Raw genomic sequence first — 22,384 nt, forward strand, 5'->3', positions numbered from 1 at the left:
TTGTTGATGATGTCCTCAAAGTTGTTGATCACATCGGCTTGTACGTCAATCACTACCTCAGTACCTGCCTCGTTTTTATAGGTGTATTGTCCGTTGCCTGAGGCATCAGCAACTAAGGTTGTTAGCGTTTCATTGGCCTTGATGATCGTTGACATATCCATTGTAATGGTATCCCCATGCTCATCCACATAGGTGAAGGAATTTCCATCATAGTGTACGTTTCCACCTATCGTATTGATGACTTGATTTAGGATTTCTTGAACTTCTGTTTTATTGATGATGTCCTCAAAATTGTTGATCACATCGGCCTGTACGTCAATGACCACCTCAGTACCTGCCTCGTTTTTGTAGGTGTATTGTCCGTTGCCTGAAGCGTCTTTGACTAAAGTGGTAATGGTCTCATTGGCCTTGATGATCGTTGACATATCCATTGTTAGGGTATCCCCATGCTCATCCACATAGGTGAAGGAATTTCCATCATAGTGTACGTTTCCACCTATCGTATTGATGACTTGATTTAGGATTTCTTGAACTTCTGTTTTATTGATGATGTCCTCAAAGTTGTTGATCACATCGGCTTGTACGTCAATCACGACTTCAGTACCTGCCTCGTTTTTATAGGTATACTGTCCATTACCTGAAGCGTCTTTGACTAAAGTGGTAATGGTCTCATTGGCCTTGATGATCGTTGACATATCCATTGTAATGGTATCCCCATGCTCATCCACATAGGTGAAGGAATTTCCGTCATAGTGTACGTTTCCGCCTATCGTATTGATGACTTGATTTAGGATTTCTTGGACTTCTGTTTTATTGATGATGTCCTCAAAATTGTTGATCACATCAGCCTGTACGTCAATGACCACCTCAGTACCTGCCTCATTTTTATAGGTGTATTGTCCGTTGCCTGAAGCGTCTTTGACTAAAGTGGTAATGGTCTCATTGGCCTTGATGATCGTTGACATATCCATTGTTAGGGTATCCCCATGCTCATCCACATAGGTGAAGGAATTTCCGTCATAGTGTACGTTTCCGCCTATCGTATTGATGACTTGATTTAGGATTTCTTGGACTTCTGTTTTATTGATGATGTCCTCAAAATTGTTGATCACATCAGCCTGTACGTCAATGACCACCTCAGTACCTGCCTCGTTTTTGTAGGTGTATTGCCCGTTACCTGAGGCGTCTTTGACTAAAGTGGTAATGGTCTCATTGGCCTTGATGATCGTTGACATATCCATTGTAATGGTATCCCCATGCTCATCCACATAGGTGAAGGAATTTCCGTCATAGTGTACGTTTCCGCCTATCGTATTGATGACTTGATTTAGGATTTCTTGAACTTCCGTTTTATTGATGATGTCCTCGAAATTGTTGATCACATCGGCTTGTACGTCAATGACAACTTCAGTACCAGCCTCATTTTTGTAGGTGTATTGCCCGTTACCTGAAGCGTCTTTGACTAAAGTGGTAATGGTCTCATTGGCCTTGATGATCGTTGACATATCCATTGTTAGGGTATCCCCATGCTCATCCACATAGGTGAAGGAATTTCCGTCATAGTGTACGTTTCCGCCTATCGTATTGATGACTTGATTTAGGATTTCTTGAACTTCCGTTTTATTGATGATGTCCTCGAAATTGTTGATCACATCGGCTTGTACGTCAATCACGACTTCAGTACCAGCCTCGTTTTTGTAGGTGTATTGTCCGTTGCCTGAAGCGTCTTTGACTAAAGTGGTAATGGTCTCATTGGCCTTGATGATCGTTGACATATCCATTGTTAGGGTATCCCCATGCTCATCCACATAGGTGAAGGAATTTCCGTCATAGTGTACGTTTCCGCCTATCGTATTGATGACTTGATTTAGGATTTCTTGAACTTCCGTTTTATTGATGATGTCCTCGAAATTGTTGATCACATCGGCCTGTACATCAATCACTACCTCAGTACCTGCCTCGTTTTTGTAGGTGTATTGCCCGTTACCTGAGGCGTCTTTGACTAAAGTGGTGATAATATTCAAATGCTCAATTTCAATAAATATAAAATTGTCCTCCTTATCATACAACTTCAATACTCCATCTTCAACAACAAATTCTTTATTACCTGGTAAGTTCCATTCACTACTATCCAAATCTGTCAACAAGCGATGCCAACTAGCCCCTTTCCAAAAATAATAACCTGGTTGTAATTCATCATTCGTTGTTGTATTGTATACTAACAAACTTTCGACATTTCCATTCTCTATTGTTTTTGCGTCTACTACATTCTTTAAAGGTACTTGGGGAATAAGAACCCCTCTTTTATCAGACGATATTTCAAGCTGAGAAGAGGGATTAGGGGTAGCTGTACCTATTCCGACTTGAGCGTAACTTATTGCCCCAGTACAAAAAGCACCGAGTAAAATCCATCTCTTTTTCATGTGATTCGTTATTTAAATTATGTTTTCCTGCGTATTAAATTTCTGTGATAATAAATTCACTACGTCTGTTTTCTTGATGTTCTTGTGCCGTACATGGTACGCCATTACTACATTTATTCAACAATTGAGTTTCACCATACCCTTTTCCTGTCAAGCGACTTGGGTTAATACCTTGTTCAATCATCCATTGCATGGTTGCTTTAACACGGCGATCAGATAAGACGATGTTATATTGGTCATTTCCTCTACTATCCGTATGAGCGCGCACATCAATTTTTAATGTTGGGTATTCTTTCATTACCTCTACTACTTTCATAAGTTCAATCGAAGCATCTCGACGAATTTTCGATTGATCGAAATCAAAGTAAATCGGTTGTAAATTGAGTCTTTTAAATAAATCATCGTTTAAGCCTAGTGGTTTTTCTGCTTTTTCTAGACCGATATTCACCGTTTTGGTTCCTGGTTCACGATTGCTATTAAACACGACTTCTACAGTATTATATAATTCTTTTACTGCTTTAATGCGATACTTATACCCACAAGCTAAAGAAGTAGTGTTATAATATCCTTTGTTATCGGTGTATAGCGTATCCGTTTTTTGATATAACGCATCAGAAACAACAACTAAAGCATTCACTAACACCTCATTGGTATCTTTATCATATACCATTCCTTCTAGGATTTGTTTACATGGTTTTTCTGCTAAGAAATAGATATCATCTGTTCCTATTCCACCTGCGCGATTCGAACTGACAAACCCTTTGTTTTGCTTAGCGTCAAAATAAAATCCAAAGTCATCCAAACTACTGTTGATTGGAGTGCCCATATTTACTACAGGGCCAAAGCTTCCATTAGGATAAAGTTTGGCTACAAAGATGTCCATCCCACCCAATCCTGGATGTCCGTCTGAAGAAAAATACAGTTGAAAATCTGTGGAGATAAAAGGAAAACTTTCTCTTCCTTCCGTATTGATTGCTTTTCCTAAGTTCTCTACAGTTCCATACCCACCTTGTTCATATAAGGCTACGCGATACAAGTCAGATTGGCCATTTGTGCCTTGGCGATCAGAAGAGAAATACAACCAGTTGTCATCAGGCGTCAAAGCAGGATGAGCGGTATTAAAATTATCCGAATTGAATGGTAATTCTTCTACCTGTCCCCAAGTACCATCTGGCTGTTTCAAGGCTTTGTACAGTTTTAGCAAAGATGTTTTATCCTTGTTTTGTTTGCTTTTCCCGCTAGGTTTAGTATTATTTCGTGTAAAATACATGGTCTTGCCATCTTGGGTAAACACAGCTGTTGCATCATTGACATCAGAATCAATTTCAGGTGCGAATAATACGGGAGGTTCAAATCCATTTTGACCAATTGTTGAACGATATAAGCTAGTATAACTTTCATTGGTCCAAGCGTGAATTTGATTTCCTCGTTGATGATCTGTTGCACGGGCGGAGGTAAATACAAATTGATTACCTAGTAACGTTCCGCCATAATCCGAATAACTCGTATTAAAATCCAACAATTTAATATCGTAGCGATTGGATCTATTTTCAATATGCGTCAGATAGTCTCGGTTTTTGTTGTATAAAATCGTTCGAGCATCTTGTTGTTCTAATGCGGCAAATTGATCCATCATTTGCTGTGATTTCGGATAATCTTGAACAGCTTTAAGTGATTGAGCATAACGATAGTAATATTCTGAAGGCAAGGCGGACGTATTTTTATCCTCATAATTTCCTTCAAACAATTCAGTATACCAGCCATGGGCTTCAACCAATTTTCCATTGAAGTAATACGCATCAGCTAAGTTTTGTAGGATAGAGGTATTGACATATCCATTTTCTGCCATGCGTTCATATAGTTTAATTGCATCGACATAGGCTAAGCGATCAAAACTTTTATCGGCTTGTTTTTCCTTTTTTGTTTGACTATATCCCGTTGTTCCAACACTAAAGATGAGACATGCGATTCCTGCTTGTATTATTTGTTTTATCATACTACTTACTTTTAGAAGAATCTAGGCGCGGCCACACGTTTGAAGCCGTTAAACAAAGTGAATCGAAGGAAAACTTCATGAGAGCCTGAGTTATAGCGTGCTAATTTGGACGTTTCTGCATCATAGCTATATCCTACTAGGATATTTTCTGACACTTGAAAACCGACCATCCCACTTATAGCAGCATCCCATCGATAGGCGACTCCTGCGGTAAATTTATCGACAAACATAAAATTGGCAGATAGGTCAATTTGCAAGGGTGAGCCCTGTTCCATCTTTATCATGGTTGCTGGTTTGAACTTGATATCGCGGTTCAGCTCAAACACATACCCTCCTGTTAGATAGACGTGCATTTTTTCTCTTAGTGTTTGAACGTTATTATCATCGTAACGCGAACGGGTAAGTAAAGTAGGAACTGACAATCCAACATAGGCTTTATCAGAATACAAAAACAATCCTGCTCCGATATTTGGGGTAAATTCATTTTTAATATCCTCTTCTGCTACAGGATCAGTTGGATTGTAAATTTGTAGCTTACTGTAATTAACATCGAGTAAATTGGCAGACCCTTTCAGCCCAAATGCCAACTTATAGCTATAATTTAGATCAATAGCATAAGACAAATCGATGGACAGTGTGTTGTCATCCATCACCCCGAGATGATCATTGACAAAACCAACGCCTAAGCCCAGTCCAGATTCACCTAATGGTGTAGTAACAGCTATAGTTGCTGTTTTAGGAGCTCCTTCTAACCCTACCCATTGGGTTCGATATAGCCCAAAAATATTCATTCCCTCCCGGCTCCCGGCATAGGCGGGGTTAATATTGGAATGATTATACATATATTGGGTATATTGTGGATCTTGTTGTGCCTGCATTTGTGCAGTGCAAAACAAACCTATGCTCCCAAGAGCTATTGTTTTTATTGTACTTCCTACTCTCATCTAATGCTGGTTTAATTGGTCTCTAAATGTAAATTAGCGGCTTTCTTAATCATGCGACTGCCATGTTGATCTGTATATTCATAAGTCACTACATAGTAGTAGGTTCCACTTGGTAGTTTCTTGCTCTTATCTACGGTGATTTTACCTCCAGAATAGCCTGTAAACACATTGACACTTCCATCTCCATGGGGATCATATCCTGTTGTTTCGTATACTTTTACCCCCCAACGATTGTAAATTTCGACACGGTTATTTGGATGTTTTTGGATATTGTCAATAATAAAATAATCGTTTTTACCATCTCCATCAGGTGTGACAAAGTTGTAGATGACCACATCGCCGTCCAGAATCCAGTCCTTTTTAACCGTTCCTAGCGTAAAATACCCGAAGTCTTTAATTGATGCGGGAGTTGTAACCCGTTTTGTAGACATATCTACTACACCACCTTCATCTTCCCATTGTTGTGTTTTTTCATCCCAACGAAGAATGTGTAATTCGCCTTCTGGGTCTATTAACAACTCAGCAGGTGTTGTGCGTTCATCCCAACTTAGGCTTAAAATTACGGTATGCTCATTCCCCGTTTTTCCGTTTAGTTTCCAGTATTCTTTATTGTTTACGACCTTAATCACCCCAGCTGTATTAGTATGTCCTTCAAAAAAAGCAGTATCATCAAGGTGATATTGGGCCAAAATGACCGCTTTACTATCATCTGGGGCGTCAATAAAAGCAGGACGATGGTACGTATCTTTCCCTATTGGAAATTCAAAATAATCGCGACCAATCTTTTCAACTTCACCATCTACAAAACTTTGATCGCTTACATTGGTATGTTGGGCATTGGGCATAAAACTCATCATCCCTGTAGATAATCCTTGACCCTTTTTAGTAGCATCCACTTTTATAATTCCTTTTTTAAAGTGAGCGGAACCATAGATATCCATATTATTTTGCAACTCAAAAGCAACTCCATCCCACTCACTATCAAATTCCACATGATACAAGGACGTCAGTCCACTCCCCTTAATTTGTTTTGCTTGTGTATCTTTATTCAACACAAAATAGGTTGAAGATGTTTTCTTGGTTGGGGTTAAACCATAATTTCCATCATTGATGAAGTTTTTATAAAATATCGCATCACCATCATTAACTACATCCCCTTTTTCGGTATTCACAAAATCAAACTGCGTTGACAAAATCGTTTCAGCACGAACAGTCAATACTCCAGTATTAATTAGCTGTATTTTTTCTGATTCCTCTTGCCCATAGGATAAACCAGGTACACTGACGAGCAGTAAAAAAGTGAATTTTAAATAACGCTGCTTCATAAACTTTTAATTTTAATGGTTTGTATTCGCCTTTTATTTTCTAGCGATACAGTTGACAACTGTTCACTAAATAATTACTAATACATATCTTAATTTAAAACACATACATCTTAAATTTCACTTAAAATTAAATAAAAAAACCATTATAAAAAATATTTAAAAAAACAGTGTAACAATATTTTTTTACAAATAGATTAAATTAATGTTTGTTTTTAACTAAAAAATAACATAAACACATGTTTTAAAGTATTTATTAACGAATAAATCACAATTCAATTAAAAACAATGCCATTATAATAATTTTAATTATTTTAAAAAAAAGTAAACAAAAGACAAAAAAAGCTATACCCTATGATTGTCAATTAATTGAAATAAAAAAAGCTCCCAAGAAGCAATATGCTTCTTGGGAGCTTTTTTTATTATTTAATCACTACTTATGAGCTAGTGTCATTTCTCTTTTTCCAGGTGGACCTGCTACGATTTCGAGCGTAAACCCGGCGGCTTTCATGTTTCTTTTAATTGGGTTACGACACGCATAAGTTACCAACATACCTCCTTTTTTTAAACTATCATAGGCTTTTTGAAAGATTGCTTCCGACCATAAATGTGGCTGATACTGATATCCAAATACATCAAAATACACCAAATCAAAGTAATTGTTTTTGACTGTTACTTCTTCAAATGTTTCCTTGATCTTTTGCACTTTGACCTGTGGATGCAAGGAAACTTCTTCATTCCAAACTGTAGTGTGTAAAGCCGTAAATAGTTCTACTCCTTCTTCAAATTCGGGTAAAAGAGAGGGAAACGTCAATAAGCCATATTCTTCTTGTGTTAGCGGAAAGGCTTCAATCGCATGATACATTACTTGTTTTTGTTTCGGTACGAGTTGAGCCATGGTCAAAAAGGCATTCAATCCTGTACCTAGGCCAAATTCTAAAATTTTCAATTCTTCTTGCTCAATAAATCGCATCAAGCCTTGCTCAATATAGACGTGATTAGATTCTTGAATTGCACCGTGAATCGAGTGATAGGTTTCTCCCCACTCTTCTATTTCTAGCGAATGAGAACCATCTGAGGTTACTATAACTTTTCTTTTCATGCTGTTTAAGGGATCAATAGTTTTTTAATTCGCGGTATAGGACCACCGCATTTTTTTTGATGACAACTTAAACAAGCCTCCACAATAGCATTAAACTTCGCTTTGGTTTGCTGATTGGGGTCTTCATAAAAAGCTTCTTCTACTTGAATAAAAGCACGCGCTTGTGTTTCAAAAAATAAATCTCGATCCGTAGGATCCGTCATCACTGCGGTAAATAGACGCTGATGCAAACTTGGCATGCTATCCGTTAGGGGAATCCCTTCCATAATTCGATCTCGAATACGCTGATTATCCACATACATTTGTTCCATTAAAACAGCCATTTCGGACAATTCATATAGTTCAAATGTAGCGCTATCTTGCTGTGCTGACTTTAGCGTTTGATCAGACTGATCTCTTGTACTTGCTTCTTTTTTTACTTGTTGACAACTTATGCATCCACACAAAACCAACAAGACTATCGCGAATCGAATCATTCTTGTTTTATTTGGCAATTGCAATACCATCTGCTTCAAAGGCATAGGTCACTTTAGGCTCCGTAATAGCAGCTATTTCTTCTTCGCTCTTACCTGCATCTTTCGCATAGTGCTTCAACTCATCAATAGAAACAACAGAAACAAATGCTTTTCCTTGCATCACAACTTCATGTCCTCCTGCATTCATTGGCGCAAAAAAACCATAATCTGTAAAACGAACAAAACTACTCTTCTCTTCATCTAAATCTACTTGCATCCAACAGCCTTTCTTTTGGCATACTTCCTTAATGGTAGAAGTAAATGTAACACGTAGCGTATCCCCTTCTTTCAGTTGGTCGAATTCTTTCCCCATAGCCTCTTTAGACAAAACTGTTTGCTTGACATCCAACGCTTGTCCAAAGGTTTCATATTCTTTTTCGGCCGTAGTAGTCAGTACTTCTGCTTCGTTTTTAGGTTCTTGTTTTTTTCCGCAACTAACCGTTAACAAAGCTGCTAATCCAAGTGTTATTACAACGTATTTCATGCGATTCTATTAAAATAATGTTTGCCCAAAGATAAGTAAAAATCAAAATGAAATACCCAAACACTTGGGAGAACACTTTCTTTTTAAACACCTAGCAACTTATAAATTGAGGTGAAGGATTCACTTGACAATTAGACCTTGATCTCCCTAGAAAAACAATACAACTTCATGAAAACAGCCTTTACTTATTCTGACATAAATCACTCAGACTCAATTGAAAGCCATCAATTCCCCCTTCTTTTTTTAACATATAAAAGATCCTTTTTGGATACAAAACGTTAAAAATACCCTAAATAGGGTATTTCAGTAAAGTTGTGATTGAGTGATATTTGCAAGGTAACAATCTACCAAAAGTAAATATAGAGTGTTGCGTTTCATTCACAAATCATTAACCAAAATAAATCATTTTTTTTAAACAAACCTTAATATTAAATTTTTAACGTATGAAAAAAGTAGTTTTAAGTCTAGCTGTGCTAGCATTCGGTTTTACAGCGACAGCGCAAAGCCACAAAAACAACCTTACACAAAATGGATCAGCAAACAACACAACAGTATCTCAAATGGGACTTTTACTTAACAATGCTGAGACTAATCAAGAAGGAGATGGAAACAAAACTGATCTAACGCAAAGTGGAAGTTTTAACAATGCTGAAACAACGCAATCAGGAGAAGAAAACTGGGCTAATATAGCTCAATATGGTACTGGAAACCAAGTAGAGGTAGCTCAAGATGGATTAAACAACAGAGCGGTTGTTGATCAAAGAGAAGGAGGAAACATTTCTTTAAATGCACAAAGTGGAGAATACAACAGTGTTTATGCTACACAAGACGGAGTAATTAACCTTTCAATGGTTGAGCAAGACGGAAGCAGAAACGAAATTATTTCAGAGCAATCAGGTATGTTCAACTTTTCTGCTATTGAGCAAAATGGAAACAGCAATACTGTTGCATTCACGCAAGGAGAGTTTATGAACAACTCAACAATCGCACAAAACGGAGATGACAACGCAGTAGTATTCACACAAGCTGGATCAGGAAACGTTTCAGCAATTGGACAAGCGGGTAACAACAATACGTATGTAGGAAGTCAAGCTGGAGAAGGAAATACAAATGTAGTTTCTCAAGGTGGAGAAGGAAACACAGCGAACTTAGTTGTTACAGGTAATGCGAATAAAACGACATTCAATCAAGCAGGAGATAACAACCTAGCAGATATGAATATTGTTGGAAATGACAATATCGTAGGGATGGATCAATACGGAGATAACAACTCATCTATCATCACGATTGAAGGAAATGACAACCGCGCGTATAGCTACCAATTAGACAACTCTGAATCAATCATCGATCAAGCTGGAGACAGAAACGTGGCACATGTTGTTCAATATGGAGATGGTCAAGTGTCTGATTTATTCCAAGCAGGATCATACAACAGAGCAGAAGTAACACAAGATGGTTCATCTAACTACAACTATGTAGCACAAACAGGAGAGAACAACAAAGTTACTGCTACACAAGAAGGTATGTTAAATTACTCTACTATCATGCAAGATGGTTCAAACCACACGGCAACTATTAACCAAACAGGTAATGCACACCAAAACACAATCACTCAAATGGGTGTAGGTAATATGGCAACAGTTACACAAGGATTAAACTAATTCTTGAAACACTTTCTAATTGGCTGGTATTCGTACCAGTCAATTTTTTTCCTTTTCTTTTTTTCACCCCTTAACTCGGTTCTACCATGAAAATCTATCTTGTTTCCCTATGTATGGGCTGTTTAAGTTATACTTCAGCAGTAGCACAAGATCAAAAGGGTGTTTTACAAGTCATTGAGCACAAAGGTCAATTGCTTATTCAAAACACACCCAAAGATCAATTAAATCCTGTGGTCGTTCATCAAGACAACGCAATTTCTGTTTTGCAAATCGGCAATTACAATACGATAACCACAGCGGTACAAGCACAAACAAGCGACCTTACTTACAATCAACAAGGCTCTTACAATGACATTGACATTGCTGTAACAGGCAACGTGCTCAATCAGCAAGTATACCAATATGGCGATCGAAATTCATTCGATAATTTCAGTATGGATCCCGCTTCCCAACAATCACTCGAAGTTATTCAAAAAGGAAATAACCAAGACGTTTCTATTTTCGGTGAAAACTCCCTGTCCAAAGACATGAAAGTAACCCTAGAAGGAAACGATAAAACATTGATTATTCGCAATTTCAACTAAAAAAACCTAGCTAACATCTACTCCCCTATGAACGTAAAGCTTGTTTCTTTTTTTTTCTTTCTTTTTAGTATCTCTTATTCAAATGCACAAATCATGAATACGCATATTGAAGCGATCCTAGATGTTAAACAAGACGTTGATCGCCTGCATATTACTGCAGTAGCTCAAAGCAAAACTGAGGTAACTGAGAGCATTTCCTATAAGCTCTCTTTAATCAGAACCAATCTGATGACCCAAAATCAATCAAAAAATGATCAAGGAGGACGACAAGTCGTTGAACCTTTTCAACGCATTACGCTCTCCTCTACCCAAATCAATACCACATCCGAAGATCGACTTATTGTACTCTTACTACTATATGATAGCAATGAAAAACTAATTGGCACAGCTCGTTATGTCGTGAATGAGGATCGAGACGAAGTGAATATTAAAGAAAAACTAACGCAAGAATTAGAAGAAGCCGCGGAAAAAGCCAATCAACCCGAAACTGTTCCTTATGCTAACATTACGTTTAAGGGAATTGTTGTCGATGAAACAAAAACAAAAGCAGGTCGCGATTTTTATCAACTCTACTATTCAAACTACTTATCGAACAATATTAATTCGGAGCATATTATTACGCTAACAGAATCTATTACGTTAGGCAACAACACCAAAATCACTATCAAAACAAACCAATCGACCATCTTTGAATTTTTTGTTCGCACTCAATATGATTATCTAAAGACCATGAGCAACACGGCTTTAACCCTGACACTACGACACTTAGAACAACTAAAAATAAATAACCAACGAACCAAAACTTTTTAAAAATGAAATTTCCATTTTATTTACTTGCCTTTTTTGTTACCTCTGTATGTGCCGCCCAACAGCTCACCTACAAGCCAATGAATCCATTTTTTGGCGGTGAGGTTTTCAATTACCAAATGATGCTGAGTTCTGCGAATGCCCAAAATTCGTTTAAAGATCCCGCCTCAACAAAACCCAAAAACACAAGTAGCCTAAATCAATTTAGTGAACGTTTAAATAGTCAATTATTAAATCAAATTTCTCGTCAATTATTTAGTGATTCATTTGGATCAGAACTAAAAGAAGGAACGTTTACGTTAGGCAGTCTATCTGTCGAGATTTACGACTCACAACAAGGAATGGTGATCAACATTCTCAATACAGAAAATGGAGAGCAAACCCAAATTATAATGCCTACCAATTAATTGAACAATGAATTTTTTAAGACTTCCCCTAGTAACGATCGTACTGAGCAGCTTATTGGTCAATTGTGGCGCTTACCTCAATCAACCCATTGTCAAGCAAAGTGCTCGCACTGGCGAAATCACCTCGACCAGTACAACCTTGAAAAACTTACCCAAACCGAGTGAACCTATTGTTGTTGGTGTTTATAACTTCCGAGACCAGACGGGACAATATAAAAATATAGAAATCGGAAGTTCGTTTAGTACTGCTGTTCCACAAGGTGGCACAACCATGTTAAACAAAGCCTTAGAAGACAGTGGTTGGTTTACCGTAGTAGAACGCGAAAATCTCGGTAATCTACTCAATGAGCGAAATATTATCAATACCACACGAGAACAATATCGACAAGCTGGAGATAACAGTCAAAAGCAATTACCCCCCTTGTTGTTTGCTGGTGTTTTATTAGAAGGCGGGATTGTGTCCTATGATTCTAATATAATAACAGGTGGTTCAGGTGCCCGCTACTTTGGGGTAGGTGGATCGACGCAATACCGCCAAGATCGAATTACCGTTTATTTACGTGCAGTTTCTACAACCAACGGAAAAGTATTAAAGACCGTTTACGTTTCTAAAACCATTCTTTCTCAAGCAATTTCAGCGAGCTTATTCAAATATGTAAATTTTCAACGTCTACTCGAAGTAGAAACGGGATTTACAGCCAATGAGCCCATTCAACTAGCTTTAAAAGATGCGATAGAAAAAGCAGTAGAAAGCATGATCATTGAAGGAATTGATGCAAGTCTGTGGAAAACAAAAGACGGCAAAGATATTGATGATGCCCTTTTAGCGAACTACAATGCCATCAAAAAAGAAGAGGAAGCAACCTTGCTTTATGAGCGAGCGCAAATTGACCGAAAACAGAAAAACGAACTTGCTGTTTCTGGAGGGGCCAACCTCTTCTACGGTGATTTAAAAGAGAAAAAAGCGGGATATTCCTTTCGTTTAGCCTATGCACGAAAACTCTCTCATACGTTTGATGTAGAGCTGAGTGCTAATCCTTTTGAAATCCGAACAGGTAAAAACTACAGCAATCAAAAGTATAGCCTGGATCTCAATGTACGCGCCCTACTCTTGCCAAATGATAAAATTTCCCCTTACGTTTATGTAGGACCAGGTGTGATTGGTGATTATTTTATGTCACAAGACAAAGCCGATCGAGATGAAAAATTTTACTGGAAGATTCAATATGGTGCTGGACTAAACTACAGCTTCAATTCATCCGTTGCGCTTTTTGGTTTTGCAGAGCAGAACCTCCCTTTTACGGATCAGTTGGAAGGCATTAAACAGGGAAAGCGCAAGGACTACTATTTCAATTTTGGCCTAGGACTTAAATACTATTTTTAATACAGACACAACGCAATGAAACACTTATTTATAAAATTTAGTTGGTTACCTCTACTTTTTCTTTTTTTAGCTTGTAGTGAAGACTATGTTGATGAAGATGGAAAAGGAACCATTACAGGAAAAGTGGTCGCAGCAGAAACGAATGCGCCATTGGCTCATGTTAAGATCGAAACCTCCCCTAGTTCTACCACTGTTTTTACGGATGATAAAGGAAATTTTAGTTTAGACGATATAAAAAAAGGCGAATACTCCGTAAAAGCGGAACTTAAAGGCTATACAACTGCTTTTAAAGGCGCAACAGTTTACGAAGGAAAATCAAGTGCAGTTGTCTTTGAATTAGCCACTGCTAAAGGTAATCAACAACCACCAGCTACTCCAATTTTGGTTACACCTAAAGACAATGAAGTACTAAAAGCAACAGCGGTAACCTTTATTTGGACCTCGCCTGATAAGGATAAATCCAAGCAGGAATATACCTTGACACTTAAAAATGATGCCAATACGAAAGTAGAAACATTTACAGCAATTAAAGACACTCTTTTTACATATAAAGACTTACAATTGGGCGTAAAATACTTTTGGCAAATTACTGCGGATGATCACGTAAACACATCCGTTAAAAGCGACATGGGGAATTTTAGCGTGTACAATGCACCCAAAAACAACCGCTATTTTTACACCAAAAAAATCAATGATAACCTGGTTATTTTCTCTGCTGATGAGGAAGGAAATGAATTTCAACTAACGGATGAGAACTACAATTGTTTTAGACCGCGAAAAAACGAAACGGCTAATAAAATTGCTTACTTTCAATCCAATGGAACAGCACTAGATATCTACACCATGGATACGGATGGAAGTAATCCAAAAAAAGTAACCACCACTGTTAAGCCCAATGGATTTAATCTAAATGAAATCACCTACAGCTGGCCTGCTAACAGCAACCAGATTTACTTTGCCAATTTTGATAAATTGTATGCCATTAATTCAAATGGACAAGGCTTACAACAAATCTATCAGGCCCCCAATGGCGCTTTTATCTCAGAAGTAGATGTCAATTTAGAACAGCAGCGCATTGCACTAAAAACCAATAATGCTATGGGGTATCAAGTGCATTTGTTCTGTATTAACCTACAAGGTGAAGTTCTATTTTCAATTCTAAAAGATGCCCCTGGTGCAACTAGTGGACTCCATTTATCGAGCAGTGGAACTAAAATACTCTATGCTTATGATGTAGAAGGAGCAGAAAATAGAAATTACCGCAGAATTAATTCTAAGCTTTTTGTCTTTGATAGCGTTTCTAAACAAACGACAGAAATATCAACAGAAATAGAAGGAGGAACCAATGATTTAGAACCTCGTTTTTCTCCCAATGAAGCCTATGTTATTTTTACCAATACATCCAATGACGACCGATCTGCACGTCATATTTATGTTAAAGAGTTAAATACCGTACTCAAAACCAGAGCAGTGAAGTTTAGAAATGCAATGATGCCCGATTGGAATTAACCTTACTAAATACTATACAAATGAAACTAATCGAAATTTTTAAGAAACACAGCACACTCTATGGTATCATTTTACTGTATGTGCTATTTATAAGTTTACTCTTTGCTTTGTCGATCAAAGTAGGATAGAATAAGTACAATTTTTCTATAGGGGAAGGCTGTCTTTTATGTTGTCAAGGCAGCCTTTCCTGTTTTACAGTAAATCACTTCGCCCATTAATCTTCAAAAGATCGTAGATAATCTTCAGGTGATACTTCACTGTATTCTGCGAAATACAGAGTATAGTCGCAATTTCTTTATTGGTTTTTCCTTGTTTGACTAGCTTCAAAATATCGTTTTGCCGTTCGCTCAATACAGGCTCTTCTTCCTGTTTTTTCTTTTCTTCTTTTAGAGAAGTATAGTTTGTTTTTAGCTCCTGATTTTCTTGTTCAATCAATTCTTTGTTGCTTCTATTTTTCTTATAGGCTTTATAGGATATCCCTAGCAATAAACAAAAAAGGCAGACCGAGAAAAACAAAAGATACTGGATTCGCTTAGTCTGCACTTGTTGCTGGTCTTTGCTTTCTTGAAGTACTTTTTGTTCTACGAAATACATTCGACTACTCACATGCGGAATATTATATGCCGTTCCTTTTACTAACAGTGTTTCAGCTAACGCCAAACTCTCTTTATTTCGTCCAATCTTCTGATAGTAGTCCGCCATAAAACGGTACAGTTGAAACACCTCTGATTGTACTTTGAGTAGTTGCCCATAATGTAAGCCCTCTTCATAGGTTTCTTCTGCTTTATCCAAATCATTAACTTCAGCATAGAGTCGTAAAAGCTCTTTATAAACAGTTGGTAAATAATCGGATAATTCCTGTTTGAGCAACTCAATCGATGCCTTTAGATCAATTTCTGCTCGCACATAGTCCTTTTCCTCCATTTTTTGTATCCCTTCTAAAAAGAGATACAAAGCATATTGGGTAGGTTCATAGTCTGTGCTGTAGTTGCGTATGAGTTCTAATTTTTCAATCGCCTTTTGATATGCTAGTTTTTTGCAGTACAGGATAGCGGTGGATAATAGATATCGCCCTTCATATTCTTTTACTGGAAGGTTTGATCGTTCTGCCTGTTGAAGAAACCAGGTTAAATTGCTTTCTGCCTCAGTATAAATACCTATTTTACTGTAGATTTCATGCTTTAAGAAATAAGCTTCTGCTTTGGCTTCAGGCGAGGTTTTGGGGCCCAAAACTAGGCGTTGCAGTTTTTCGATGGCTTCGTCATAATTTTCCTGTCGACCCAAATCAATAATCTCACGCTCTAATTTCATGGGATCAAAGCTTTGTCCCCATAACAACATACACCAGATTCCAATAAAAAAAGTAAACCAACCTTTCATATCTCTTATAGTTCTACTCGACTACTTACGCGTAGTACATCATAAATATTTTTTAAATGATACTTCACTGTATTTTCAGAAACAAACAAAGTTGAGCCAATCTCTTTGTTTGTTTTTCCTTGCTTAACCAAATCAATAATCTTTTTTTGTCGGGCTGTTAATCGCATGAATTCGCCTGTTTCTTGTTCGGTTTTCGAAAGTAGCTCCAGAATATTACTTCTCAGACTTTCATTTTCTTCTTCTAATTGCTTTTTATTTTTTCGGATTTGATTGATATACTTATAAAGTAGAAGTAAAAACACGACCAGGAGAAACAAGGATCCCACCAACGAAATAATAATGGTACGGTCTCGCTTTTTCTCTGCTTCGATACGCTCCAAAGCTAATTTAGTTTCTAATACATTCAGACGACCTAAAACCGATCCTTCATCGTATTCTTTCGCTAATCGATTGCATATCTCTTGCACTTCAATCGCCTTGTCTAAGTCGCCAATCTGCTTGTAGAAATACGCCAAATCAAAATACATATTGAAAATATAGACATCGATATTATACTGTTTTGCGTATTTCAATCCCAATTCAAAACTTTCAATCGACTTATCATACTGATTAAGGATGCGATACAAATCGATTTGTTTGCGATATATCATGGGGAGATTTTGGGGATCGTGCGCTTCAAAAATCACAATGGCCTTTTCAAAATACTGTTCTGCTTCCTTTAATCGTTCTGCTTTAATTTCCACTACCCCTAAAACAGCATAATAAAAACCCTGCGTAGTATAAGAAACACGCGCCAAATCCTCCGTACTTATTCTTGGAAGTAGTTGGTTTACCTGCTCAAAATTAAGCAAGTCGAAAGCCATAAAGAGTCGTTCAAACTTAATTTGCGATTCAATTATTTCTTTCTTGTCGCTTTTTAATCCCTCTTCCAAGGCTAAGTCTAAATTAAACGCTGCTTTATCATAAAGAAATAAACGCTTATACGTTTGGTATTTTAAAAAATACGCGTGGTAGCGATCATAATTTGTCGCTTTATTATTGGATATAATCTCCTCTAACAGTAGAATCGTTTCATCGAATTTACCGTCATTATTATACTGTGTTACTTGTTCACTAATCTGCTTAAAACGATAAGTTTGACTTAACGCCTTAGTCAAGAAGAAAAGTAAGCACAATAAAATCGCTAGTTGTAAAGGTGATTTTACTCTCATTCGTGTCTAAACATACATTAATAAGCTAAAATAGCCTATTTATCTTAGTATAATTCCTTTGTCTTTTTTAAAAAATCGCATTTAATCACTCTCCATTCTCTACAAAACTTGTTGTTTTGCGCATCTTCTGCTTTTGGATGTCCACCCCTAAGAGGGACAATTAAAAATTATATAAAATATTATGTATCATAAAGATACAATAAACAAGTCTAGTATTAGTACGTGTTTCATTTTATTATTCATAAAAAACTACCCAAATACTACCCTATCAAAAGATTGGTTTTTCATTGCAATATGTCATTTTTGTATAACAATCAACAAACCAATCTTTACCCGTTTCTACGGATTCGGTTGTTTGAAACAATACGGAACAAAACGGTGTTTCAAACAAAAACTAGTCAAAAAATAATAACCCTACTCAAACACATTCTTATGTTAGCTAAAACAAATTTTTCCCCACAGAATCTTGTGATTGGCTTAATTTTTATTGCCTTTTGCTTTTTGTTATTTCTATTAGCCATCCCGGTAGATTTAATCACGATCTAATCGTTAACTAACTGGTGGCTCATGCCACCTTGTTGAACCAACTTACTAACGAAAAAACCCTGTCCCCATGAACAATGTTATGCACTCACAATGGTTAGATTTGTACAATAGTCAGAATTCAAAATCCAACCTCATTCGAAAAGAACAACCTGCTCAACAACTCAGCACCTATTTTTTTATTTATGATTGTATCGAAAATACAATCTTATTCATTAATTCTGCTTATACTACTATAACAGGTCATGAAACGAGTTGCTTTGATCTAAATTTTCTAATCAATATGATTCACCCCATGGACCAACCCTATTTTTTTGAAAATGAAGAAAGAGGGTTGAAATTCACGAATTCCCTAGCATTCGAAGAACACTTTCGCTATACGTTGAAATATAGCTACAGAATTCAAAAATCAGATTCCACCTACTTGCGTATCACCCAAGAATGTCAAGCGTTGGAAGTAGATGATCAAGGTCATTTAGCCAAGACCTTAGTGATCCACAAAATACAGGATGACAATGCGTATTGCCCTCAAAATGATTACAAGATTTTTGATAAAGTACACAGCATTTACTTGGATTTGAATAATGAATTCAATTTAACCAAGCGTGAACTCGAAATATTAACCCTTATTAAAGAAGGACTCACAAGCAGAGAGATATCAGCTATACTCAATATCAGCATGAACACCATTTTAACGCATCGCAAAAACATTTTATACAAAACAAATAGCAATAGCTTTATTGAACTGGTAAAAAAAATCAGCTGCGCTGAATACTAGTATTCTATTTTCCCCTTAAGGTTAAAAAAAATACAAGCAAAACAAGTGTTTTTTCCTATTTTTTTAAACAATTTACGTATTACCAAGCGATTATAACGCTAAAATCACTTGTTTTTTATTATTTTTGATTAGCCCTCACTAACAAAATAAAAAAATGCAACATCCTAGTGCTCCCCTTACCTTTTTCCACCGAAATTTACTTTTACTTTCGGTGATATTTCTAATTAGTTTATCGCTAAAAGCACAACCTTTTGCGCAGTCCACGATGAACCAATTGGCCTTCAGGCCTCACCCCACACAAAGCAACCTCATGATTGCGACAGATTCCTTAAACAATACGTGGATTAAAGGTACATTACAGCCCAAAGAACTCAACACCAATCTGACATTTCAAATCCAAAACCCACACATTCTCGATTATACCCTCTACGTAAATCGAAAAGGAGTTTTTGAACCTTTACTTTCAAATATTGACAGCAAATCGAATCACATACGTTCTAGATTTGCTCAATATCAATTTGATACCTCAGATCCTACCTATTTTATCAACCTCAAACAAACCGATACCACTAATCTGCCTATTATCATCGAAGAACAGACTCAATTTGCCGTATCTGAATCCTTTCACCTTTTGCGAATCGGACTCTACTATGGAATTGCAATTATGTCTATAGTCTTTAATCTTGTTTTTTACTTTATTTTTCAAGACAAGCGGTTTTTAACCTATAGCTTATTACAGCTCTGTATTTTCACCTCCCTATTTTTTGAAGATGGTATGTTTTACTACATCTCCAATGGACAATGGGTCATGGACTCCTTATTGACCTGGAACGTGCCTTTAACATCCCTTCTAGCGTGTTTATTCACCGTTTATTTCTTAGATATTAAAGCGCTTTTTAATAGCTATAAACTCATCTTTGTTTCTCTTTTTATCGTTACTTTTTTCTTATCGTCCATTCAAAGTTTTCTTTCACTGGATATTCTGAGACATTTGATTAACATTTTGAGTTTTATTCCTCCGCTTTTCTGTCTAATTCTAGCTGCTACTCAATTTAAAACAAATGTATATGCTCGTTTTTTACTGTGTACATTTGGATTAATCGTTTTGTTTGGCTTGGGCTATACGCTCTATATCTATGTAAATTCTAATCGCTTTGCATGGTTTAACTTAGATACCTTCCGATTAATTAGCAACCTGGAATTGATAAGTATAACTTTCGCTATTATCTATAAAGTACGCGACTTACAAGAAGAGAACAACGGATATAAGGATCAAATCAATCACTATCTTCTCTTGCTAAACAAAGGCAATGATACTTCCTCTAAGACGCAAAACCGATTACTCTCTGATACGCTAGAGGAGCTAAAAATAACCCACAATCTAACCGCTCGAGAAACAGAAGTACTTCAGTGTATTTGGGAAGGGATGAGCAACCAAGAAATAGCAGATAAACTCTTTATTTCACTGAGTACAACCAAGTATCACATCAGTAATTTATACACCAAACTGGAAGTAAAAAACAGAAACCAAACCCTGTTATTCAAAAGAAAAAAATAAAAGCAAATAACAACGTTATTTTTAAAAAGAGGATGCTAAAAAACATCCTCTTTTTTGTGCTGTTTATTTATCCTCCAACAGCTAGATTATTAAAAAAAATTGCTTTCGTGTTACGTTGCTTTACACAACTTAAATTTCGAGTATGATAAACTCACTACGTCTATTCAACTGATGTTCAGCAGCTGTACATGGTACGCCATTGCTACATTTGTTTAGCAATTGACTCTCGCCATAGCCTTTTCCTGTTAAGCGACTCGGATCAATACCTTGTTTAATTATCCACTGAATCGTTGCTTTCACACGACGATCAGATAATTGCATATTATAGGCATCATTTCCTCTACTGTCGGTATGTGAACGAACATCTACCTTAATATTCGGGTATTCTTTCATAACTTCCACTACTTTCGCCAATTCAATTGCCGCGTCTTTTCGGATTGTTGATCGATCAAAATCAAAGTAAATCGGCTGTAATTTTAGTTTTTTCACTAAATCATCGTTGACTTCAATATTTTTTTCAAGTCCTAAGTCAACAGTATACGTACCTGTCACTTTTTTTGCTTGTACAATCACTTCAACCTCACTATAAGCATCTTTAGTTGCGCGAACTGCATATTTCGTTCCACAATTGATTGCCTCTATTCTATACGTTCCATCTGCTCCTGTTGTAACGCTGTATTCTCTTTGATCCGCCAGATGTACAACAGTCACCCTAGCGTGACGAAGTTTTTCTTGGGTATTCTTGTCATAAACGGTTCCTTCAATACTGTGCTGACAGTTTTTTACTAGACTATAGATATTATCTCCCTGTCCGCGATTCGATGAAACGAAACCTTGATCTCGTTGACTATTATAGTAGTAACCAAAGTCATCCAAACTGCTATTAATCGGTTTTCCTAGGTTTTGAACAGAACCAAAACGACCATCTGCAGCAATTGACGCCACAAATACATCCAGTCCTCCTAGTCCCAAATGACCATCTGAGGAAAAATACAACTGATTGTCCGAGGAGATAAAGGGAAAGCTTTCTCTTCCTTCAGTATTAATTGTATTGCCCAGGTTTTCGACCTCACCATACCCTCCATTTTCATAAAGCGCTACGCGAAATAAATCCGATTGTCCGAAACTACCTTCTCGATCAGAAGCAAAATACAACCATTTGTCATCCGGCGTTAAAGCAGGATGGGATGTATTGAAATTATCCAAATTAAAAGGCAATTCCTCTACTAGCCCCCACTTCCCATCCGATTGCTTTGTTACTTTGTATAATTTCAAGACCACGGTATTGTCTTTGTTCTTTTTGCCTTTTCCGTTTTTCTTTGCATTATTACGCGTAAAATACATCGTATTGCCATCTTGGGTAAAAACGGCAGTTGATTCATTCACTTGAGAATCCAAATCGGAATCCAATAAGACAGGAGTATCGTACACCCCCTTTTCTTTTATTTGTGCAGCATATAGCTTCGTAAAAGGCTCATCCGTCCAGCTGTGAACGGCTTGGGTAATATCTCGTGCGGAAGTAAATACAAACTGATCCCCAACAATCGTTCCTCCATAATCGGAATAATCGCTATTCAACTTCAAAGATTCAAGACTATATTGCATGGGTAATGCCTCGATTTGTTGCACATAATTGCGATTGTCTCGATAGCGTACTGCTCTAGAATCTTCTTTTTCCAGCGTTGCAAACTGATCCAACAGCTCTTGTGACTTGGGATAGTTCTCTACTGCTTTTAGCGTTTGTGCATAGCGGTAGTAGTATTCTGAGGGTAATTT

General features: G+C 37.0%; 18 protein-coding genes. 8 read left to right on the forward strand and 10 right to left on the reverse strand.

The window, feature by feature from the left end:
- From ACPDHL_RS15085 to ACPDHL_RS15115, 7 genes are all read right to left on the reverse strand, one after another.
- On the reverse strand, positions 1–2,423 hold a 2,423-nt coding region (locus tag ACPDHL_RS15085; protein WP_430533570.1), incomplete at its 3' end, for a hypothetical protein.
- Positions 2,424–2,457: 34 nt separating this feature from the next.
- Entirely contained in the window at positions 2,458–4,419 is a 1,962-nt protein-coding gene (locus tag ACPDHL_RS15090; RefSeq protein ID WP_430533571.1) for an OmpA family protein, read from the reverse strand.
- 11 nt (positions 4,420–4,430) lie between these two features.
- Positions 4,431–5,363 (reverse strand): PorP/SprF family type IX secretion system membrane protein, encoded by a 933-nt coding sequence (locus ACPDHL_RS15095; protein WP_430533572.1) that lies wholly within the window; start codon positions 5,361–5,363, stop codon positions 4,431–4,433.
- Between the two features lie 11 nt (positions 5,364–5,374).
- Complete coding sequence (locus ACPDHL_RS15100) at positions 5,375–6,688, reverse strand: gliding motility-associated C-terminal domain-containing protein (RefSeq protein ID WP_430533573.1); 1,314 nt, start codon at positions 6,686–6,688, stop codon at positions 5,375–5,377.
- Between the two features lie 430 nt (positions 6,689–7,118).
- The gene (mnmD, locus tag ACPDHL_RS15105; RefSeq protein ID WP_430533574.1) at positions 7,119–7,787 is read right to left on the reverse strand and encodes a tRNA (5-methylaminomethyl-2-thiouridine)(34)-methyltransferase MnmD; all 669 of its coding nucleotides are present in this window, start codon (positions 7,785–7,787) and stop codon (positions 7,119–7,121) included.
- Positions 7,788–7,792: 5 nt separating this feature from the next.
- Positions 7,793–8,263 carry a hypothetical protein gene (locus ACPDHL_RS15110; RefSeq protein ID WP_430533575.1) on the reverse strand — a complete coding sequence of 157 codons (471 nt, stop codon included), beginning with the start codon at positions 8,261–8,263 and terminating at the stop codon, positions 7,793–7,795.
- A 7-nt stretch (positions 8,264–8,270) separates the two neighbouring features.
- Positions 8,271–8,786 (reverse strand): DUF4920 domain-containing protein, encoded by a 516-nt coding sequence (locus ACPDHL_RS15115; protein WP_430533576.1) that lies wholly within the window; start codon positions 8,784–8,786, stop codon positions 8,271–8,273.
- Between the two features lie 443 nt (positions 8,787–9,229).
- Between ACPDHL_RS15115 and ACPDHL_RS15120 the strand changes: the two genes are divergently transcribed.
- From ACPDHL_RS15120 to ACPDHL_RS15145, 6 genes are all read left to right on the forward strand, one after another.
- Positions 9,230–10,447 carry a hypothetical protein gene (locus ACPDHL_RS15120; protein ID WP_430533577.1) on the forward strand — a complete coding sequence of 406 codons (1,218 nt, stop codon included), beginning with the start codon at positions 9,230–9,232 and terminating at the stop codon, positions 10,445–10,447.
- A gap of 86 nt (positions 10,448–10,533) precedes the next feature.
- Positions 10,534–11,031, forward strand: coding sequence for a hypothetical protein (locus ACPDHL_RS15125; RefSeq protein WP_430533578.1), 498 nt, complete (start codon positions 10,534–10,536; stop codon positions 11,029–11,031).
- Positions 11,032–11,124: 93 nt separating this feature from the next.
- Positions 11,125–11,841, forward strand: a complete 717-nt coding sequence (locus tag ACPDHL_RS15130) for a CsgE family curli-type amyloid fiber assembly protein (protein ID WP_430533579.1) — start codon at positions 11,125–11,127, stop codon at positions 11,839–11,841.
- 2 nt (positions 11,842–11,843) lie between these two features.
- A complete protein-coding gene (locus ACPDHL_RS15135) occupies positions 11,844–12,245 on the forward strand; it encodes a curli assembly protein CsgF (RefSeq protein WP_430533580.1) in 402 nt (133 codons plus the stop codon).
- A 7-nt stretch (positions 12,246–12,252) separates the two neighbouring features.
- Positions 12,253–13,629 carry a CsgG/HfaB family protein gene (locus ACPDHL_RS15140; RefSeq protein ID WP_430533581.1) on the forward strand — a complete coding sequence of 459 codons (1,377 nt, stop codon included), beginning with the start codon at positions 12,253–12,255 and terminating at the stop codon, positions 13,627–13,629.
- A 15-nt stretch (positions 13,630–13,644) separates the two neighbouring features.
- Entirely contained in the window at positions 13,645–15,138 is a 1,494-nt protein-coding gene (locus tag ACPDHL_RS15145; RefSeq protein ID WP_430533582.1) for a carboxypeptidase regulatory-like domain-containing protein, read from the forward strand.
- Positions 15,139–15,330: 192 nt separating this feature from the next.
- Here ACPDHL_RS15145 and ACPDHL_RS15150 read toward each other — a convergent pair whose 3' ends face one another.
- A complete protein-coding gene (locus ACPDHL_RS15150; RefSeq protein ID WP_430533583.1) occupies positions 15,331–16,449 on the reverse strand; it encodes a tetratricopeptide repeat protein in 1,119 nt (372 codons plus the stop codon).
- Between the two features lie 74 nt (positions 16,450–16,523).
- Positions 16,524–17,729, reverse strand: a complete 1,206-nt coding sequence (locus ACPDHL_RS15155) for a LuxR C-terminal-related transcriptional regulator (protein WP_430533584.1) — start codon at positions 17,727–17,729, stop codon at positions 16,524–16,526.
- 613 nt (positions 17,730–18,342) lie between these two features.
- On the opposite strand from ACPDHL_RS15155, the gene ACPDHL_RS15160 reads away from it, so the two are divergent.
- Entirely contained in the window at positions 18,343–19,050 is a 708-nt protein-coding gene (locus ACPDHL_RS15160; protein ID WP_430533585.1) for a helix-turn-helix transcriptional regulator, read from the forward strand.
- Positions 19,051–19,204: 154 nt separating this feature from the next.
- Positions 19,205–20,608, forward strand: coding sequence for a LuxR C-terminal-related transcriptional regulator (locus ACPDHL_RS15165; RefSeq protein WP_430533586.1), 1,404 nt, complete (start codon positions 19,205–19,207; stop codon positions 20,606–20,608).
- Positions 20,609–20,737: 129 nt separating this feature from the next.
- Here ACPDHL_RS15165 and ACPDHL_RS15170 read toward each other — a convergent pair.
- The coding region (locus ACPDHL_RS15170) for an OmpA family protein (RefSeq protein WP_430533587.1) at positions 20,738–22,384 on the reverse strand (1,647 nt) is incomplete at its 5' end.

Origin of the sequence: Myroides sp. C15-4, assembly GCF_050522745.1 — a bacterium.
GTDB lineage: Bacteria > Bacteroidota > Bacteroidia > Flavobacteriales > Flavobacteriaceae > Flavobacterium.

Excerpts from the sequence above, each read along its gene's own strand:
- ACPDHL_RS15090 (WP_430533571.1), bottom strand. The coding sequence starts at position 4,419 with ATGATAAAACAAATAATACAAGCAGGAATCGCATGTCTCATCTTTAGT.
- ACPDHL_RS15095 (WP_430533572.1), bottom strand. The coding sequence starts at position 5,363 with ATGAGAGTAGGAAGTACAATAAAAACAATAGCTCTTGGGAGCATAGGT.
- ACPDHL_RS15100 (WP_430533573.1), bottom strand. The coding sequence starts at position 6,688 with ATGAAGCAGCGTTATTTAAAATTCACTTTTTTACTGCTCGTCAGTGTA.
- mnmD (WP_430533574.1), bottom strand. The coding sequence starts at position 7,787 with ATGAAAAGAAAAGTTATAGTAACCTCAGATGGTTCTCATTCGCTAGAA.
- ACPDHL_RS15110 (WP_430533575.1), bottom strand. The coding sequence starts at position 8,263 with ATGATTCGATTCGCGATAGTCTTGTTGGTTTTGTGTGGATGCATAAGT.
- ACPDHL_RS15115 (WP_430533576.1), bottom strand. The coding sequence starts at position 8,786 with ATGAAATACGTTGTAATAACACTTGGATTAGCAGCTTTGTTAACGGTT.
- ACPDHL_RS15120 (WP_430533577.1), top strand. The coding sequence starts at position 9,230 with ATGAAAAAAGTAGTTTTAAGTCTAGCTGTGCTAGCATTCGGTTTTACA.
- ACPDHL_RS15125 (WP_430533578.1), top strand. The coding sequence starts at position 10,534 with ATGAAAATCTATCTTGTTTCCCTATGTATGGGCTGTTTAAGTTATACT.
- ACPDHL_RS15130 (WP_430533579.1), top strand. The coding sequence starts at position 11,125 with ATGAATACGCATATTGAAGCGATCCTAGATGTTAAACAAGACGTTGAT.
- ACPDHL_RS15135 (WP_430533580.1), top strand. The coding sequence starts at position 11,844 with ATGAAATTTCCATTTTATTTACTTGCCTTTTTTGTTACCTCTGTATGT.
- ACPDHL_RS15140 (WP_430533581.1), top strand. The coding sequence starts at position 12,253 with ATGAATTTTTTAAGACTTCCCCTAGTAACGATCGTACTGAGCAGCTTA.
- ACPDHL_RS15145 (WP_430533582.1), top strand. The coding sequence starts at position 13,645 with ATGAAACACTTATTTATAAAATTTAGTTGGTTACCTCTACTTTTTCTT.
- ACPDHL_RS15150 (WP_430533583.1), bottom strand. The coding sequence starts at position 16,449 with ATGAAATTAGAGCGTGAGATTATTGATTTGGGTCGACAGGAAAATTAT.
- ACPDHL_RS15155 (WP_430533584.1), bottom strand. The coding sequence starts at position 17,729 with ATGAGAGTAAAATCACCTTTACAACTAGCGATTTTATTGTGCTTACTT.
- ACPDHL_RS15160 (WP_430533585.1), top strand. The coding sequence starts at position 18,343 with ATGAACAATGTTATGCACTCACAATGGTTAGATTTGTACAATAGTCAG.
- ACPDHL_RS15165 (WP_430533586.1), top strand. The coding sequence starts at position 19,205 with ATGCAACATCCTAGTGCTCCCCTTACCTTTTTCCACCGAAATTTACTT.